The following is an 18,437-nucleotide window of genomic DNA, read 5'->3' as shown; positions in this document are numbered from 1 at the left end:
GAGTCTCCGCCTTTTAAAAAAAGAACCAGAAGAACGAAACTTTATGCGTTATCGCGTTTGGCTGCGCGTTTAGCTTTCAGTTTTGCCTCTATCTTTTTAGTTTGTGATGATGCTTTCTTACGTTTGCTACTTGCTTTATCTTTCGCAACTTGGTCTTTTACGGCTTTGTCTTTGCTCGCATTACCTCGACCTGATGATTTGCCTTTTTTGAAGGCGCTATCTGGCTCAAAGTTTTTATCTTTGCTTGCATCACGACGACGAGATTTGCTAGAACTTGCATTTTTCTTGTCTTTTTCACCTTTTAGACCACGAACACGGGCAGTTTTACCCGGATTACGCGCGGTACGTGTTGTTGATATTAAAGAGAAGTCGATAGTACGTTCATCCATACTCACTGCTTCAACTTTCACTTCAACTTCATCACCAAGGCGATAAACTTGCCCTGAAGACTCACCAATTAAGCGCTGACCAACATTATCATACTGATAATAATCATTATTTAATGTGGAAACATGCACCAAACCATCGATAAACAGATCGTTTAAGCGAACAAAGAAACCAAAGCCCGTTACGCTGGTGATAATACCGGTAAATTGTTGACCAATTTGATCCAGCATAAAGTCACATTTCAGCCAATCAGCGACATCTCGCGTTGCTTCATCGGCACGGCGCTCGGTTAAAGAGCAGTGCTCACCTAATTGCAACATGGTATCCATATCACTATGGTAGCCACCAGTTGGTGTCCAGCGCTGTGAACCGTGACCTTCTGCCTTCGCAATCTGATATTTTATTGCACGATGCAGAGCTAAATCAGGATAACGACGAATTGGTGAGGTAAAATGCGCATAAGATTTTAATGCTAAACCAAAGTGCCCGCGATTTTCAGGATCGTAAATTGCCTGTTTCATTGAGCGCAAAATCATGGTTTGTAGCATTTCACGATCAGGTCTGTCTTCAACCTCTTTCATGACACGCGCATAATCTGCTGGCTCTGGCGTTAAGCCGCCTGGCAACGTTAAACCTAATTCATTAAAGACAGAGCGTAGATTCAGAACGCTATCTTCTTTGGGTTTATCATGAATACGATAAAGTGCAGGTTCTTCGTTTTTCTCAACAAAGCGAGCGGCTGCGATATTAGCAAGGATCATGCACTCTTCAATCAATTTGTGTGCATCATTACGAATAACTGGCTCAATACGCTCAATACGACGTTCTGCATTAAAGATAAACTTCGCTTCTTCTGATTCAAAGCCAATTGCACCACGTTGCTCACGCGCTTTATCTAGCACTTGATACAGTTCGTATAGATGTTCAATATCTTGCACGATAGGCTTATAGTGCTCGCGCAACTCTTCATCACCTTGAATAATTTTCCACACTTTGGTGTAAGTCATTCGAGCATGAGAACTCATCACGGCTTCATAGAATTTATAAGAAGAGAGGCGTCCTTGTTCAGAAACCGTCATCTCGCAAACCATACATAAACGGTCAACTTGCGGGTTTAATGAACACAATCCATTAGACAAGACTTCAGGCAACATCGGCACGACTTGAGAAGGGAAATAAACAGAGTTTCCTCGGCTACGTGCTTCTGTATCTAATGCTGTTTGTGGGCGTACATAATAACTCACATCCGCAATTGCAACCCATAAACGCCAGCCACCGCCTTTTTTACGTTGACAATAAACCGCGTCATCAAAGTCTCGCGCATCTTCACCGTCAATAGTAATTAAAGGTAAGCCACGTAAATCAACACGCCCTTCTTTAGCAGATTCAGGCACTTCTTCTTTTAAATCAGCCACTTCTTTTGTGACTTTTGCAGGCCATGTATAAGGAATTTCATGAGTACGTAATGCGATTTCCACCGCAATACCCGTTCCCATGGTTTCACCTAAAATCTCGACAATACGGCCTACGGCTTGAGTGCGGCGAGTGGGTCTTGTTGTAATTTCAACAACAACCACATTTCCCATTCGTGCGCCCATGATATCTTCTTTAGGGATCAGAATATCAAAGCTTAAACGGCTATCATCAGGTACTACAAATCCCATACCTGATTCAATAAAATAGCGACCTACAATTTGGTTATTTCGTGGTTCAATAACTCGAACCACACGGCCTTCACGACGACCTTTTCTATCCATTCCCAATGGTTGAGCAAGAATGACATCGCCGTGCATGGTTTTTTTCATTTCATCTTGAGACAGGTAAAGATCATCTTTTTGACCTTCTGCTCGTAAAAAACCATAACCGTCACGGTGACCGATTACCTTGCCTTTCCATAAATCAAGACGTTCAGGTAATGCATAGCACTGGCGACGGGTAAAAACTAATTGACCATCACGCTCCATCGCTCTTAAACGGCGACGTAACGCTTCTAAGTCTTCTTCACCTGAAATTTTTAACGCCTGCGCTAAATCTTCACGGCTCATGGGTGCCGTGCGTTTTTTCATTTCTTCTAAAATATATTCGCGACTAGCAATTGGAGAGGCGTATTTTTCTGCTTCTCTATCCTGAAAAGGATCTTTTGACATTATGACCTCCAAGCTATCAGATTTGATGAAATAGTAGACTCAAACATCTTCTAATAACAATTTATATAAAGAGCTATTATTCTCAACTAGCTCTGTGAGTGTGTGACGGTCTAACTCTTTCAAAAACTGCTCAATTGCCTGATTTAACACCAGTTTCAGTCGACAAGCTGGGGTAATGTGGCAAAACTCAGCACTACAGTTTACTAATGAAAGTGGCTCTAAAGCACGAACAACCTCACCCACAATGATATCTGTTGCAGGCTTGCCTAAACGGATCCCTCCATTTTTACCGCGAATAGCCTCAACAAAACCTAAATGGCTAAGTTGATTAATAATTTTCACCATATGGTTACGCGAAACACCATAGACTTGTGTCACTTCAGTGATACTCGTCATTTTACCTTCTGGCAGTGAAGCCATATATATCAATGCTCGCAATCCATAATCTGTAAAACTGGTTAATTGCACAATGACCTCTGAAAAGTGTTTTCCCCTATGAAATTCGTTAAGGGATAAGTAATTATTAATGAGAATATCATTTTATTAAGCAATATTATGTTTAATTTTTGGACATTTAGCAAAGATATGCTCAAAAGTGAGTTATTTCCGTCTCTCACTTGACTATCAACAAAATAATAGCGATATCACAGGCAAAGAAAAAGCGATACTGTCGATTTTCAACAGATCGCTTTTCTCTTTCTAGTATTACAACAATAACATTGTCTTACTGTTTTTTTACGCATTACAGATAAAACAGAAGCAAAACCGAGTGTAAAGCTGTCTTATCTTAAGTGTGTAACGCGTTTTTTATCTCAATTTAACCAACAAACAGATACGAAAAAATCGCCCCTGTCATTTTCAGGGACGATTTTCACATCAAACCAATTTAATGCGGATTATGCATCAAATGGATGACGGAGAATGATGGTTTCTGAACGGTCTGGGCCAGTAGAAACGATATCAACAGGAACGCCTGTTAACTCTTCTACACGCTTGATGTAGTTCAGTGCTGCTTGTGGCAGTTGAGCATGATCTTTCACGCCGAAAGTGCTTTCGTTCCAACCTGGCATTGATTCATAGATAGGCTCAATACCTTCCCAATCATCAGCAGCTAAAGGTGTTGTATCAATCACTTCACCGTTTGGTAAGCGATAACCTACACACAGTTTCACTTCTTTCAGACCATCTAACACATCAAGTTTAGTCATGCAGAAGCCAGACAGTGAGTTGATTTGAACGGCACGACGAATAGCAATGATATCTAACCAGCCAGTACGACGGCTACGGCCCGTGGTTGCACCAAATTCTTGGCCTTTCTCACGTAAGAAGTCACCCACTTCATCAAACAATTCAGTTGGGAATGGACCTGCACCTACACGAGTAGAGTAAGCTTTGATGATCCCTAATACGTAACCAACATAGCGAGGACCTAAACCTGAACCTGTTGCCACACCACCTGCGGTTGTGTTTGAAGAGGTGACATACGGATAAGTACCGTGGTCGATGTCTAATAAAGTACCTTGTGCACCTTCAAACATCACTAACTCACCGTTTTGTGTTGCTTTGTACAGTAAGTCAGAAACATCAACAACCATACCGGTCAGAATATCAGCGATTGCCATGATATCGTCTAAGGTTTTTTGGTAATCAACAGGTTCAACTTTATAGTAATTCACCAGTTGGAAGTTATGGTATTCGATGATTTCTCTGAGTTTTTGTGCAAACGCTTTTTTATCAAACAGATCGCCAACACGTAAACCGCGACGAGCGACTTTATCTTCGTAAGCCGGTCCGATACCACGGCCTGTTGTACCGATAGCTTTTTCACCACGTGCTTTTTCACGCGCATTGTCTAATGCGATGTGATAAGGAAGGATTAATGGGCAAGCTTCAGACAGAAGTAAACGAGAGCGAACAGGAATGCCACGATCTTCAAGTTGGGTCATTTCCTTCATCAGTGCTTCCGGTGATAAAACGACACCGTTTGCTATGATGCTAACAACATTTTCACGGAGAATGCCTGATGGGATCAAATGAAGAACGGTTTTTTCACCGTCGATGACTAGAGTGTGACCTGCGTTATGGCCACCTTGGTAGCGAACAACATATTTAGCGCGTTCTGTCAGCAAATCGACTATCTTGCCTTTGCCTTCGTCACCCCACTGGGTGCCCAATACGACAACGTTATTACTCATTTCAAAATACACTCGGTTGCTTAAAAAAGGATTCTACCATCTCAATTCAAGAGTTACAGTAGATTTTATCTAATTATGTCATCCCCGCTTTTAAGCAATAGATTATCTTGCCATTGTCAATATTTTTGCCCGAAAAATCCGCATCACAAACGTATTGTGAATTTTATCAACAGTTTTGATCGCAAAAACAGGAAGCAGAGTGACATAAAAGTGAAAATGGCGAAGAAGACGCTTCGGGATTGCCGAAGGTTTATCTTGAAATGCAATTTTCACTTTATACTATCCCAGCTAAAACCATTTTGGAAACCATTAAGCGTAAATTTTCATCTTTTTATGCACAATTATTTATTTCTTAGCCTGATTGCTCGCTTTATCTTATTGATATCAAAAAAAATCCCCCACTTTTTTAAGTGAGGGATTTTATTATTTACTCAAACGGTTTAATGCGTTTAGAAATTACTCTTCAATCGCTCGCGCTTTTGTTGGTGCTTTCATATAACGTAAGAAATCGCTATCTGGGCTTAACACCATGACGTCATTACCATCTTGGTTAAAGCTCTTCTCATAAGCACGTAAGCTACGAATGAAGGCATAGAAGTCTGGATCTTGGTTGAATGCATCAGCAAACAGTTTAGTCGCTTGGGCATCACCTTCACCGCGAAGACGTAATGATTCACGCTCAGATTCAGCTAATGTTTCTGTTACTGTCTTATCCGCCGCTGCGCGAATTTTCACAGCTTGCTCTTGACCTTGTGAACGGTGACGACGAGCAACCGCTTCACGCTCTGCACGCATACGCTGATAAATCGCTTCAGAAACTTCCATCGGTAGGTTGATTTGCTTAATTCGAACATCAATCACTTCAATACCTAATGCCGCCATGCTGTTCATATTGATAGCAGGCGCTTGACCTTTGGTTTCTTCAGCTACTTTCTTCGCAGCAATGGCAATAGCATCATCAGCAGCACTTGAATCGCGTGAAGGTGTACCTTCATTCAGTGCATTACGAACATCAATGGTTAAACGACCACGAGAATCCGTAATAATTTGGTTTACGCTCATACGACCAATCTCAGAACGTAAGCGGTCACTGAATTTACGACGCAGTAATGTTTCCGCTTGCGTTGTATTACCACCACCAGTTGCCAGATAGTAGGTGCTGAAATCACTGATACGCCATTTCAGATAAGAATCGACTAATAAGTCTTTATTCTCGCCTGATAAGAAACGGTCTTGCTGGATATTCATAGTTTGAATACGCGCATCCAGTTTTTTCACATTCTCAATAAATGGAATTTTAAAGTGAAGACCTGGTTCATAAACAACAGGTTTATTTTCAGCATCACGTACAACTTTCGCAAAGCGTAAAATAATACCACGCTCATACTGTTGAACGACAAATACAGAAGAGTACAACAACGCTAAAATAATAACTGCAACAACAGCGATAACTTTACGCATGATTATTGTCCTCCTTGATTATTGCCGTAAGGCTGACCATAACCGCCATTATTACTACCATATCCACCATTACCATAAGTCGTTGTTGCTGGTTTTTGTGCCGGTGCTGGATTTGCAGTTGGAGCAGGTGCCGTTACACGAGCTGGCGCCTCAAACGTATTTGATGGTGCAGATTGAGATTGCTGACGTAACATTTGCTCTAAAGGCAGCACTAACATGCTGTTACCTTTATCATTAGCGATAACTTTACGTGTTTTTGATAGCACTTTTTCCATCGTTTCAATGTAAAGACGCTCGCGAGTAATTTCAGGAGCAGCACGATATTCAGGTAAGATTTTAGCAAAGCTTGCCACCTCACCTTCTGCTTTCATCACCACACTGGTTTTATAAGCAGTCGCTTCTTCAATCATACGTTGTGCGTTACCTTTTGCTAACGGTAACACCTCATTTTTATAAGCTTCAGCTTGACGAATTGTTTTTTGCTCTTCTTCACGCGCAGCGATTACATCATCGAATGCCGCTTTTACCGCTTCTGGTGGGCGCGCAACTTGGAAGTTGACGTCCACAATCGAGATCCCCATGTTATAAGGACGGATAGTCTCTTCTAATTCTTGACGTGTTTGGTCACGAATTTCTGAACGGTTAGAAGTCAGAATTTTTTCCATTTCTGAACGACCAATAACGCCACGTACTGCGCTGTCAGTTGCCTGACCTAAGCTGTTAATTGGTGTTGTCAGGTTAAACAGGAATGTTTCTGGATCGGAGACAACATACTGCACGTTTATCTCAACTTGAACCATGTTTTCATCTGACGTTAACATCATGCCACCCGTGGTTAAATCACGAATAGTTTTTACGTTAACAGGCTGAACTTCATCAATGAAAGTCGGTTTCCAGTTCAGACCAGGTTCAACGATTTGGTAAAATTTACCAAAACGAGTCACTACGCCTTGTTCTGCCTCTTTGATGGTATAAAAACCACTTGCAGCCCAAACCACGACTACCGCACCTAATGCCAGAGAAATCAAAAGATTTCCAGCATTGCTACGAGGACCGCCATTTTGCCCAGAAGAGGAGTTTCCACCTTTTTTACCGCCGAAACCACCAAGCTTTTCACTTAGTTTACGGAACATATCATCGAGATCTGATGCTCCGCGATTCCGACCTCCTTGATTGCCGTTAGAGTTACCGTTGCCATCGCCATTATTATTGCCGCTGTTTCGGTTACCCCACGGGTCGCGGTCTTGTCCGTTGTTACCGGGCTGATTCCACGCCATGTTCTAGCTCCATTATTATGATTAGATTTATCAGGCTTAAGAGCCGATTTCGTCGCCAGCTCTCAGTTAATGTTCATTATTATGGCCGAATATCAGACCACGTAATCCAATAAATTTGGTTCCTGCTTGCAAAGGCGGCGCCAGTCTACCATAGGCATACGTATGATTAGCCCAACTTTACCGTCTTTTTCAATCCATTCACGTTCTATTGACTGTAATTGATAAAAACGACTACGTAAGCGCCCTGTATTTTCTGGCGGTAAACGTAATTCAAAGTGTGCGATCTCACCTGAAAGACGTTCTGTCAACGCCTGATATAACAGAGGAATACCTTCGCCTGTTTGTGCAGAAACCCAAACCCTAACGGGTAAGTTTTCTTCATTTCGATCAATTCTTGGAGTGAAGTCTTCAAGAAGATCAATTTTGTTCATAACATGCAGTGTTGGTATTTCTTGAGCATCAATCTCTTCTAATACACTTTCAACTGCATGAATATTTTCCTCAAAACGACTATCTGCTGCATCAATAACATGAAGAAGTAAGGTCGCTTCTCGTGTTTCTTGTAAAGTAGCTTTAAAAGCAGCAACAAGATCGTGAGGTAAATGTCGAATAAATCCAACAGTATCGGCTAATACAACGGTTCCCACATCATCAACTTGAATACGTCTTAGTGTCGGATCTAATGTTGCAAAGAGCTGATCTGCTGCATACACATCAGAACAGGTAATATGATTAAATAAACTCGATTTCCCTGCATTCGTGTAACCAACAAGGGATAATGTTGGAATATCAGCTTTACTCCGCGCTTGCCGTCCTTGTTCACGCTGACGCTCAACCCTACCCAATCGCATTAGAATTTGACTAATTTTACCTCGGAGTAAGCGGCGGTCCGTTTCTAGCTGAGTTTCGCCTGGTCCTCGTAACCCGATCCCCCCTTTTTGTCTTTCAAGGTGAGTCCACCCTCTGACTAAACGGGTTGATAAGTGACGTAACTGGGCGAGCTCTACCTGTAGCTTTCCTTCATGGGTTCTTGCTCTTTGAGCAAAGATATCAAGGATAACTCCCGTGCGATCAACCACTCGGCATTCACAAAGTCTTTCCAGATTTCGTTCTTGTGCAGGTGTCAGTGCATGATTAAATAAAACAACATCCGCACCACTTGCTTTTACAGCCTCGGCAATTTCTTCTGCCTTACCTTCACCCACATAATATTTAGGATGAGGTGCTTTACGATTTCCTGTAATAATCTGAACTGGTTTAACACCCGCAGATGTCACCAAAGATTCAAATTCTTGCAAATCATCAACGTTCTTTTCTTGAGAAAAGAAGACGTGCACTAAAACGGCTAATTCGCCACCTTCATAACGATCAAACAAAGGCGAAACCTCTTGGACTTTATAAAAACAGGAAAAAAACATAGGTAAAGTCTCCCTACCTATGTTTTTCTTATATCAAGAATAATATTGAATTATTACTCTGCAACATCATCCTGCTGAGCAGCGCCACCATTGTAGCCTGTACCAGTTTGGTTCGTGCCTGTGTTGCTATGATGAGAAACAGGACGCGAAGGTACCACGGTAGAGATAGCATGTTTGTATACCATCTGACTTACTGTGTTTTTCAGCAAAATAACAAATTGGTCAAAAGATTCGATCTGACCCTGCAATTTAATGCCGTTTACCAAATAGATAGAAACGGGAACCCTTTCACGACGTAATGCGTTCAGGAAAGGATCTTGCAAAGATTGCCCCTTAGCCATTCTATGTTTTCCTTATTTTGTTGTTTTATATTAGAACCCAATTGGTTCGAAAAATGAACTACTCAAAAATTGCGCTTTGGCAACTATCAATTTTACACAAACCTACCATCTATGCACTAACTACCTGCAAAACAGTGTCAAGAGATTGTTTTGGATCTTCACTATCAAGCCAGTGAATGTCATTCCAACCCCTTAACCAGGTGATTTGTCGCTTCGCTAATTGCCGGGTAGCACAGATCCCTCGATAAACCATCTCATCATAATCTATTTCGCCTGATAAATATGACCACATCTGGCGATAACCGACACAACGTACAGAAGGTAGATCTTCATGCAGATCACCCCGTTTATATAATGATTTTACTTCATCTTCAAATCCACACGTTAACATCTGTTTAAAACGGGCTTCAATGCGTTGATGAAGAACATTTCTATCTTTCGGAGCAATCGCAAATTGATAAACATCATAGGGCAAAGACTCGCCTGATATTTTTGTCAATTCTGTCATTGTTTTACCTGAAATCAGGTAAACTTCTAGTGCACGAGAAAGCCGTTGAGGATCATTAGGATGGATCCGTTGTGCTGCAACGGGATCAACTAATGCTAACTCTTTATGTATTGCCTCCCACCCTTGCTCTGCTGCTTTTTTCTCTATTTCAGCACGAACATCAGGATTTGCACTGGGTAAAGGCGATAGACCTTCAAGTAACGCTTTAAAATATAGCATAGTCCCGCCCACTAATAGTGGAATTCGCCCAGCTGCGGTAATTTCTTCCATGGCATTTAATGCATCACGTCGAAAATCGGCTGCGGAATAGGGTAATGCGGGGTCTAGAATATCAATTAATCGATGTGGCGCAAGCGATTGCTCTGTCGCATCTGGCTTTGCAGTACCAATATCCATACCACGATAGATAAGCGCAGAATCCACACTAATAATATCTACAGGCAGCTTTTGTCTTAGTGAAATTGCTAATGCCGTTTTACCTGACGCTGTAGGTCCCATTAGGAAAATTGCTTTAGGTTTTATTTGCGTGTTTACTTCGCTCATTATTTAATGCCGCTACCACCGGTTGTAATTCTATTAATTGTAATAAGTTTTTTGCTGGCTGTCTGACATATTGCGGACAAAGTCTTTCAATATCAGCCAATAATCCTACTGCTTGAGCTTGCGACCACTGTGCTTGCTCTGCACCTAATTGTTTTGCAAACCACTGTCCAAGTTGTTGCTCGGTACAAGATTGCTCTGCTGACAAATAGGCTAATAATGCTGTCAGTAACGCGGGTAAATTTTGCTGGCGCAAAGGTAACGACACAGCATGTATTGTTGCTTTACCGTGAGAAATTTCGATAACGATCCCGAAATGACTGATCAGCGATTGAAACTGATTGAATACGCTAATCTCCTCTTTACTCAATGCCACCTTTAAAGGCACTAGCAAAGGTTGCGGCTTCAATGTTTCATCTTTAGGCAGTAATTGCGCACATTTTAACAGAAAATCGGCTTCTTCCAATGATAACAGCCCAAGACCTTGTGGAGATTCTATTAACGCATATTTGTGCTGATAAATTGCCAATACTCGCCCAAAAGTATAATCAGTTTGTCCCTCTTTCGCATTGACGGAACGAGGCATCACCGAAATAGTATCTTCTTCAATATTATTAGTTGTATGAACGATTTCCCTTAAATTCAATGGGGCACGGTCAGGAAATAGTGGTATTTTCTCTTTATCTTTTGATGTAGATACACTTTCTTGCATCATTTTTTGATAAAGCGCACCTTGTGTCCGTTGATAGCTCTCACCAAACTGACGACGATCTCCAAATTGAGAGGCGTACTTTTGAGGTGAGTTATTGCTGTGCTCTCGTTCACTGTATTGGTGTGATGATGATGTATTTTTCGGAGTTTGAGCTACTGGTGCTTGATAAGGCTGAGAAAATACGTTTTCACCTGCAACTTGACGATTTTCAGGAAAGTTTAACGCTATTTCGTGTTCTTCTTCGTTATCAGAAGTCGGTGATAAAGGCTCTTGCGTTGCTTGTCGTAAAACACTCAGCACACCTTGATAGATAAAATCATGAACCAAACGAGATTCATGGAAGCGAACTTCATGTTTAGCAGGATGGACGTTAACATCAACTTGGTGAGGATCAACGCTTAAATACAAGATGTAAGAAGGTTGTTGCTCTCCTTGCAAATATCCTTCGTAAGCTTGGCGAATAGCATGATTTATCAGCCTATCACGCATCATTCGTCCATTCACATAACAATACTGAATTTCACTACTTTGCACAGGTGATAAAGGATGCTCTACCCAACCTTTTATTGCTAAATCACCATGTTCCCACGATAGCTGCATTGATTGATTGACAAAATTATTACCACAAATCGCACTCAAACGGCGATTTTGCTGACTTTCATCTTTCACTGCACGGTATTGCCGAACACGTTTACCGTTATGAGTAAGATTAATGGAGACATCAAATCGCGATAAAGCAATACGGCGTACCACTTCATCAATATGTGCAAACTCTGTTTTTTCAGTACGTAAAAATTTCCGTCTTGCTGGCGTGTTATAAAACAGATCAAGAACTTCAACCGTACTGCCCACAGGATGAGCCGCAGGCTTAACCGTCACAGCCATATCTCTGCCTTCAGCGTAGGCTTGCCATGCTTCTTCTTGATCCTGAGTACGCGATGTCAGCGTTAAACGGGAAACTGAGCTAATACTCGCTAATGCTTCTCCACGAAAGCCCATACTCATTATGGCTTCGAGATCGTCAAGACTTGATATTTTGCTAGTTGCATGGCGAGCAAGTGCTAACTTCAAATCATCACGATTGATACCGCATCCATTATCACGAATGCGAATTAGCTTGGCACCACCTTTATCGATATCAATATCAATTGAGGTCGCGCCTGCGTCTAAACTATTTTCCAGCAACTCTTTAACAACAGAGGCCGGTCTTTCAACAACTTCCCCTGCGGCAATTTGGTTTGCAAGCTGAGGAGGTAATAAATTTATCGCCATTACCTTTATTCCATTCTACTCAATCAATTAGGCGCGTTTTGTAAAGGGTGAGCCAGAAAATAATTTCTTAAACCCGCATGAATAGATGCCGCAAGTTTCTCTTGATAAGCATCAGAAATCAGTAACTGCTCTTCTGATGCATGGCTGATAAAGCCTGTTTCAACTAGAATTGAAGGGATATCAGGTGAACGTAAAACACCTAAGCTCGCATGCTCTGGTGTTTTCTTATGTAATGAACCCACTTTTCTTAGTTCAGACAATACAGCAACAGCAACGTCATAACCCACTCGCTGTGAATTACCAAACTGCAAATCGAGTACTGTTTGACTTAAATAAGGATCAGCACCATCTAATGCGTCACCAGCCCCACCGAGTAATTCAGATTGTTTCTCGCTTTGTTCAAGCCACTTACCTAATTCACTGTTTGCACGACGATTAGAAAGCACCCATACAGAAGCGCCTCTTGCACTACGATTTGGTGCTGAGTCTGCATGAATAGACACTAACATATTTGCACTTTGCTTACGGGCAACTTCAGAACGCCCTGCAACTGAAATAAAATAATCACCACTACGTGTTAGAACAGGTTTAAACATAGGATCATTACGTAAACGGGCTTCTAGCTTTCTTGCCACACTTAACGTCACGTCTTTTTCACGATTACCTTTCTGACCAATCGCTCCCGGATCTTGCCCACCATGACCCGCATCTATCGCAATAATAATTTGGCGAGAGCCTGCTTGTGGTTTTGAAGGTGTAGTCCGTGGTTTTACAATAGGAACAACAGGCGTAACCTCGGTTGTCGGCTTCGTTATTAAAGGCGCCATTTCCCTAGTTGTATTTGAATTAGTATTTGCACTTGAATTTGATGTAGTTGCTGTTGCAATCGGTGATAACGCAACAACACTTACTGTGGACTGAGCATTGCTATTTTGTCGACCACTCATAGCCTTGATAGTAAGCACTAACTTATAACCACCACTTACATTCATCAAACTTTCAGTCACCACAACAGGCTGAGCAAGCTCAACGACCATACTTTGATATTGGCTATCTTTTGATTGCGTTGAGCGAATTTTATGGACTAACTGCCCATTGCCTAATGTTGCCGGTAATCCCGTAATTTTTGTGCTTTGTTTAAAATCCATCACCAAACGGTCAGGATTTTTTAATGAGTAATATCGATAACTAGGCTTCCCATCACTAAAAGTGAATGTGAGGGTTGTTGCTGAAATACCGTTTTCTGCTTTTACTTCTGTCACAGTAGCGGCTTGTGCTATTTGCACAAAAAATAACGACAAAACAACCAACAGAAAGGCAACAACATAGCGCTGACTTTGACTCACAATGGTGATGAGACTCGACATAATCAATATTCCTTTATGCAGACTGAATACGGGATAAAACAGTATTCCCTCTTTGTGAAAGGGCAACAAAACGCGCTTTTCGACCTTCATCTTCGTAGCTTAAATGAAGTTCTAAATCAGCGTTAGGTAAAAAGCCTTCGCCTTGCGATGGCCACTCAATAAGGCATAACGCGTCTTGCTCAAAATAGTCGCGTATTCCCATAAATTCCAGCTCTTCAGCAGAAGCTAAACGATAAAGATCAAAATGATAAACAGGATTTGGCGAAAGCATATAAGGCTCAACTAATGTGTATGTTGGGCTTTTAACATGCCCTTGATGACCAAGCGCTTGTAAAAAGCCTCGGCTAAAGGTTGTTTTTCCAGCACCAAGATCGCCATATAAATAAATGATCAATCCGCTATGATCCGCCGCCGTTGCAACAGTACGCCCCAGTTCAACTGTTGCTGCTTCATCTTCTAATGTAACAACCCATTCTTTCATATTTATATAATCTATTGTTAAGTTATAACGGCTTAATAAAGAGAGATCGTTGGAGAACATCAAATACTAAGCTTTATATGTTTTCTTAAGGCAAATAGTTATCGAAATCACTATCAAATAACCATACCATAAATCTATTTATTGCGAGGATTTTTCCTACTGCCTCACTATGATACACTGCGCGCTCTTAGGACTCACCTCTTACCTACTGATTCGGTTTATTCATGTCATCACTCGATCTTAATCTTCTCGCTCAAAACATTAAATTATGGGGTTCTGAGCTAGGTTTTCAACAAACAGGGATATGTGATACTGACTTATCACTTGAAGAACCTCGCCTACAAGCATGGTTAGATAAGCAATATCATGGTGAAATGGCATGGATGGAAAAGTATGGAATGACACGAGCCAGACCTCATGAACTGGTTCCGGGTACATTACGCGTTATCAGTGTCAGAATGAATTATCTCCCTACGGATGCAGCTTTTGCACGAACCTTAAATAATCCAGAACAAGGCTATATCAGCCGTTATGCGCTTGGTCGGGATTATCACAAAGTCTTAAGACAGCGTCTTAAAAAACTCGGCGAAAAAATTTCACAATATTGCCAACAATTTGAATATCAAGGGATAGTCAACTTTCGTCCTTTCGTTGATTCAGCACCGATCATGGAGCGTCCATTAGCCGTTAAAGCAGGACTTGGCTGGGTTGGTAAACACTCACTTGTTATTAACAATCAAGCAGGTTCTTGGTTTTTCCTTGGTGAACTACTGATTGATTTGCCATTACCTACGGATAGCCCAGTTGAAGAACAATGCGGTAAATGTGTCGCCTGTATGACAACCTGTCCGACAGGTGCCATTGTTGAACCTTATACTATTGATGCTCGTCGCTGTATTTCTTATCTTACTATTGAACTTGATGGTGCTATTCCTGAAGAATTTCGCCCTCTGATGGGTAATCGTATTTATGGTTGTGATGATTGCCAGCTTATCTGTCCTTGGAATCGTTTTTCATCACTGACTGACGAAGAAGATTTCTCACCAAGAAGAGCGCTTCATACCCCAGAATTACTCGATCTCTTTCAATGGAATGAAGATAAATTTCTGCGTATCACTGAAGGTTCACCGATCCGTCGTATTGGTTATTTACGTTGGCTTAGAAATATTAGCGTGGCGTTAGGAAATGCACCTTATCAAGATAAAATTATACTTGCCTTGCAAGAACGCTTTGGATTGAGTGATGTTTTAGATGAACATTTAAACTGGGCGATTGCACAGCAGACAGCGAAGAGAAATGAAAAAGAAGTAAAAATACAGACTTCACAACAAAAACGCTTAGTAAGGGCGATAACTAAAGGCTTACCTCGTGACGCTTAATTTTTAACAGGATAAACGCATTACGAGTAACCATTAATTTCCTCTGTGAATAAAATAAAAATCCCTTGCCTATCAACATGAAAAAAAAATTCAAGCGAACTAAGACTCAAAATTTAAAAAATTAAAATAAACTTAGTTATCAATTAGATATAAAATCCAATCAATTTATTGAAGAGAATAATATCCTTATCACTTAATGATACGTGCTTGTGGATAACTCTGTGCAGTAAAAAAATAAATAGTGCTTAGATGCGGTGGTTATTAGCATCTCACTGTGGATAAATAGATTTGGGAAGATTTTAAGAATAGTAGAATATATATCACGTTTTTTTAAAGAAAAGCCTGAGAAACCCTTTTCTTTTTCTAAAATACTATTCAATGCATGTTTAACAGAATAAAGGCCTAAAACCTAAAAAATGATCTTGCCTCTAGTTTCCCCTCTAAATGAGGAAAGGCGCACATTCTAGTGCTGTCAAAATAGAAATGCAAGTAAAGATCAAAGATAGATCACAAAAAAATAGCTTGATCTTACATGTAGTAATGACATTTTCTTTTTTGAACAATAATCCTACACACTCTCTTTGCGAGTATTAAGTAAAATTCCCTAACCTGCACCTTAAAACAGTGTAGTCGATATTAAAAAAAGCGAGAGAAAAAATTTAAATTTTCTTTATGGGGATTAATAAATGAGATTGGATAAAACAAGAAGAGAAAAACTTGGAGCGGGAAACGAGACTCGAACTCGCGACCCCAACCTTGGCAAGGTTGTGCTCTACCAACTGAGCTATTCCCGCATTTGGTAAGTTTTGACAATGACTAGTAAAAGATTTGGAGCGGGAAACGAGACTCGAACTCGCGACCCCAACCTTGGCAAGGTTGTGCTCTACCAACTGAGCTATTCCCGCGTCGCATAACATTACTAATAGCTGTCTAAGAAAGATTGGAGCGGGAAACGAGACTCGAACTCGCGACCCCAACCTTGGCAAGGTTGTGCTCTACCAACTGAGCTATTCCCGCGTCTTTCTTACACCCGTACAAACAAAATTCTTCATCGGTACGGGAAGCGCATTATACGAGAAAAATGCTTAACCGCAAGCCCTTATCAACAAAAAAATACGTTTTTTTGATTACATGCCGATAAAATCATCACAATGATGCAATATCAATCATGAGTGCACGCTTTTTACTCTTTAATAAAGGTTTTACGATAATAAGCAAGCTCCGCAATGGATTCACGAATATCATCCAATGCCTGATGAGTATTCTTTTTCTCAAAACCCTCTAAAATTTCAGGTTTCCAGCGACGTGCTAACTCTTTTAATGTGCTCACATCAAGATAACGGTAGTGAAAATATTGCTCTAGCTCTGGCATATAACGGTATAGAAAACGTCTATCTTGCCCCACACTATTACCACAGATAGGTGATACGCCTTTTGGTACCCATTTTTCTAGGAATTCAATTGTCGCTTTTTGTGCTGAATTATCATCATATAAACTGGCTTTTACACGTTCAACTAAACCACTACCTGTATGGGTACGTGTATTCCATTCATCCATTAAACTTAATTGTTCATCAGATTGATGTACTGCAATTACAGGGCCTTCGGCTAAAATATTAAGTTGAGGATCTGTCACGATAGTGGCAATTTCGATGATACGGTCACATTCAGGATCAAGACCTGTCATTTCCAGATCTATCCAGATCAGATTGTTCTCGCTTTTTGACATAATATATCCTAGCTGTTTCTAAGTGTGAGACATGATATTTTAGCGTTTATCATAGCGCGTTTACTCAATAAGCACGACAGAAGAACATCTAACCGAATAATACAAGTGAGGATCGGTGACAAAACGTAAATTATCTAAAGGCCAGCAACGCCGAGTACAAGAAAATCATAAAAAGCGTTTGCAGAGCAAAGAGAAAAAAAACCACGTTGAATTAGACGATACGCAATTGGGCGAAACGACCGAAGGCCTAGTGATCAGCCGTTTTGGTCAACATGCAGATATCGAAGCGGCTGACGGCACTATTACACGATGCAATATTCGACGCACAATTTCATCACTGGTAACGGGTGATAAAGTTGTTTGGCGTCCTGCGCTACAAACACAAGAAAATGTTCGCGTAAATGGTATTGTAGAAGCTGTACACGAACGAACTTCAGTACTTACTCGTCCTGACTATTATGATGGTATTAAGCCCATTGCTGCTAATATTGATCAAATTATTATCGTTTCGGCTATTTTGCCTGAACTCTCTTTAAATATTATCGACCGTTACCTTGTAGCATGTGAAACTTTAAACGTTGAGCCTCTAATTGTGCTCAATAAAATCGATATGTTAGACGAAGAAAGCCGTAAGACTGTCAGTGAATGGATGCAAACTTATAAAGATATTGGCTATCGTGTTCTTGAAGTCTCTAGCTATACCAAAGAAGGTCTTGATGCGTTAACACAAGAATTGATTGGCCGTATCTCCATTTTTGCAGGGCAATCTGGTGTCGGAAAATCAAGCTTACTCAATACGTTATTGCCTCCAATGGAAGAGAGTATTCTGGTTAATCAGGTTTCTGATAACTCAGGTTTAGGTCAGCATACCACTACCGCATCACGCCTTTACCATTTCCCACAAGGAGGAGATGTCATTGACTCGCCGGGTGTGCGTGAATTTGGCTTATGGCATTTAACGCCAGAACAAGTGACAAAAGGGTTTATTGAATTTAGACCTTATCTGGGTGGCTGTAAGTTCCGTGATTGCAAACACTTAGATGATCCTGGTTGCTTAATTAGTGAAGCCGTAAATAACGGTGAGATAGCAGAAACACGCTTTGAAAATTACCATCGTATTTTAGAAAGTATGAGTCAGGTGAAGGTTCGTAAGAATATTAATTTAGACACTTAACAATTGATTCACTGACAACCCTATTAAGGGTGGGTACAATAGACTCCTT

At 40.9% G+C, this 18,437-nt stretch carries 14 protein-coding genes and 3 tRNA genes; 2 read left to right on the top strand and 15 right to left on the bottom strand.

The genetic code is table 11. The annotated features are described in order from the left end of the window. Nucleotides 1-41: 41 nt before the first annotated feature. The 11 genes from rnr to tsaE all read right to left on the bottom strand — a co-directional run bounded on the left by rnr (nt 42) and on the right by tsaE (nt 14,106). Entirely contained in the window at nt 42-2,534 is a 2,493-nt protein-coding gene (gene rnr, locus CBE70_RS13765; RefSeq protein WP_100159782.1) for a ribonuclease R, read from the bottom strand. A gap of 39 nt (nt 2,535-2,573) precedes the next feature. Further along, nucleotides 2,574-3,002, bottom strand: a complete 429-nt coding sequence (gene nsrR, locus CBE70_RS13760) for a nitric oxide-sensing transcriptional repressor NsrR (RefSeq protein ID WP_100159781.1) — start codon at nt 3,000-3,002, stop codon at nt 2,574-2,576. A 428-nt stretch (nt 3,003-3,430) separates the two neighbouring features. Continuing rightward, nucleotides 3,431-4,729: an adenylosuccinate synthase gene (locus CBE70_RS13755; RefSeq protein WP_100159780.1), complete on the bottom strand. Its 1,299-nt coding sequence runs from the start codon at nt 4,727-4,729 to the stop codon at nt 3,431-3,433. 456 nt (nt 4,730-5,185) lie between these two features. After that, nucleotides 5,186-6,190, bottom strand: a complete 1,005-nt coding sequence (gene hflC / locus CBE70_RS13750) for a protease modulator HflC (protein WP_075672791.1) — start codon at nt 6,188-6,190, stop codon at nt 5,186-5,188. A gap of 2 nt (nt 6,191-6,192) precedes the next feature. Then, the gene (gene hflK / locus CBE70_RS13745; protein ID WP_099076370.1) at nt 6,193-7,467 is read right to left on the bottom strand and encodes an FtsH protease activity modulator HflK; all 1,275 of its coding nucleotides are present in this window, start codon (nt 7,465-7,467) and stop codon (nt 6,193-6,195) included. Between the two features lie 92 nt (nt 7,468-7,559). Continuing rightward, nucleotides 7,560-8,843, bottom strand: coding sequence for a ribosome rescue GTPase HflX (hflX, locus tag CBE70_RS13740; RefSeq protein WP_088495974.1), 1,284 nt, complete (start codon nt 8,841-8,843; stop codon nt 7,560-7,562). 95 nt (nt 8,844-8,938) lie between these two features. Beyond that, the gene (gene hfq / locus CBE70_RS13735; RefSeq protein ID WP_075672788.1) at nt 8,939-9,226 is read right to left on the bottom strand and encodes an RNA chaperone Hfq; all 288 of its coding nucleotides are present in this window, start codon (nt 9,224-9,226) and stop codon (nt 8,939-8,941) included. A gap of 109 nt (nt 9,227-9,335) precedes the next feature. Next, on the bottom strand, nt 9,336-10,277 hold the full coding sequence (gene miaA, locus CBE70_RS13730) for a tRNA (adenosine(37)-N6)-dimethylallyltransferase MiaA (RefSeq protein ID WP_100159779.1): 942 nt from the start codon (nt 10,275-10,277) through the stop codon (nt 9,336-9,338). Then, the gene (mutL, locus tag CBE70_RS13725; protein WP_100159778.1) at nt 10,246-12,258 is read right to left on the bottom strand and encodes a DNA mismatch repair endonuclease MutL; all 2,013 of its coding nucleotides are present in this window, start codon (nt 12,256-12,258) and stop codon (nt 10,246-10,248) included. The genes miaA and mutL overlap by 32 nt, the downstream gene beginning before the upstream one ends. 23 nt (nt 12,259-12,281) lie before the next feature. Next, nucleotides 12,282-13,625, bottom strand: coding sequence for an N-acetylmuramoyl-L-alanine amidase (locus CBE70_RS13720; protein WP_100159777.1), 1,344 nt, complete (start codon nt 13,623-13,625; stop codon nt 12,282-12,284). Nucleotides 13,626-13,638: 13 nt separating this feature from the next. Next, complete coding sequence (gene tsaE / locus CBE70_RS13715) at nt 13,639-14,106, bottom strand: tRNA (adenosine(37)-N6)-threonylcarbamoyltransferase complex ATPase subunit type 1 TsaE (RefSeq protein WP_100159802.1); 468 nt, start codon at nt 14,104-14,106, stop codon at nt 13,639-13,641. Between the two features lie 224 nt (nt 14,107-14,330). Between tsaE and queG the strand changes: the two genes are divergently transcribed. Continuing rightward, nucleotides 14,331-15,485 carry a tRNA epoxyqueuosine(34) reductase QueG gene (gene queG / locus CBE70_RS13710; protein WP_100159776.1) on the top strand — a complete coding sequence of 385 codons (1,155 nt, stop codon included), beginning with the start codon at nt 14,331-14,333 and terminating at the stop codon, nt 15,483-15,485. A gap of 718 nt (nt 15,486-16,203) precedes the next feature. On the opposite strand, the gene CBE70_RS13705 is transcribed toward queG, so the two are convergent. From CBE70_RS13705 to orn, 4 genes are all read right to left on the bottom strand, one after another. Then, nucleotides 16,204-16,279: transfer RNA gene (locus tag CBE70_RS13705), tRNA-Gly, on the bottom strand. Between the two features lie 35 nt (nt 16,280-16,314). Next, nucleotides 16,315-16,390: transfer RNA gene (locus CBE70_RS13700), tRNA-Gly, on the bottom strand. Nucleotides 16,391-16,426: 36 nt separating this feature from the next. Then, nucleotides 16,427-16,502 (bottom strand) — tRNA-Gly (locus tag CBE70_RS13695). A 166-nt stretch (nt 16,503-16,668) separates the two neighbouring features. Continuing rightward, nucleotides 16,669-17,214, bottom strand: a complete 546-nt coding sequence (orn, locus tag CBE70_RS13690; protein ID WP_100159775.1) for an oligoribonuclease — start codon at nt 17,212-17,214, stop codon at nt 16,669-16,671. A gap of 115 nt (nt 17,215-17,329) precedes the next feature. Here orn and rsgA point away from each other — a divergent pair, with 115 nt between their 5' ends. Continuing rightward, on the top strand, nt 17,330-18,388 hold the full coding sequence (gene rsgA / locus CBE70_RS13685; RefSeq protein ID WP_100159774.1) for a small ribosomal subunit biogenesis GTPase RsgA: 1,059 nt from the start codon (nt 17,330-17,332) through the stop codon (nt 18,386-18,388). Nucleotides 18,389-18,437: the final 49 nt, after the last annotated feature.

The organism is Proteus columbae (assembly GCF_002777965.1).
GTDB lineage: Bacteria > Pseudomonadota > Gammaproteobacteria > Enterobacterales > Enterobacteriaceae > Proteus > Proteus columbae.
The sequence above is the reverse complement of the archived record's forward strand: the minus strand, read 5'-3'. Positions and strand labels throughout refer to the sequence as shown.

What these genes read in the sequence shown, in the direction of transcription:
- CBE70_RS13720 (WP_100159777.1), bottom strand. Translation starts at nt 13,625, where the DNA reads ATGTCGAGTCTCATCACCATTGTGAGTCAAAGTCAGCGCTATGTTGTT.
- hflK (WP_099076370.1), bottom strand. Translation starts at nt 7,467, where the DNA reads ATGGCGTGGAATCAGCCCGGTAACAACGGACAAGACCGCGACCCGTGG.
- mutL (WP_100159778.1), bottom strand. Translation starts at nt 12,258, where the DNA reads ATGGCGATAAATTTATTACCTCCTCAGCTTGCAAACCAAATTGCCGCA.
- hfq (WP_075672788.1), bottom strand. Translation starts at nt 9,226, where the DNA reads ATGGCTAAGGGGCAATCTTTGCAAGATCCTTTCCTGAACGCATTACGT.
- rnr (WP_100159782.1), bottom strand. Translation starts at nt 2,534, where the DNA reads ATGTCAAAAGATCCTTTTCAGGATAGAGAAGCAGAAAAATACGCCTCT.
- CBE70_RS13755 (WP_100159780.1), bottom strand. Translation starts at nt 4,729, where the DNA reads ATGAGTAATAACGTTGTCGTATTGGGCACCCAGTGGGGTGACGAAGGC.
- miaA (WP_100159779.1), bottom strand. Translation starts at nt 10,277, where the DNA reads ATGAGCGAAGTAAACACGCAAATAAAACCTAAAGCAATTTTCCTAATG.
- queG (WP_100159776.1), top strand. Translation starts at nt 14,331, where the DNA reads ATGTCATCACTCGATCTTAATCTTCTCGCTCAAAACATTAAATTATGG.
- tsaE (WP_100159802.1), bottom strand. Translation starts at nt 14,106, where the DNA reads ATGAAAGAATGGGTTGTTACATTAGAAGATGAAGCAGCAACAGTTGAA.
- hflC (WP_075672791.1), bottom strand. Translation starts at nt 6,190, where the DNA reads ATGCGTAAAGTTATCGCTGTTGTTGCAGTTATTATTTTAGCGTTGTTG.
- orn (WP_100159775.1), bottom strand. Translation starts at nt 17,214, where the DNA reads ATGTCAAAAAGCGAGAACAATCTGATCTGGATAGATCTGGAAATGACA.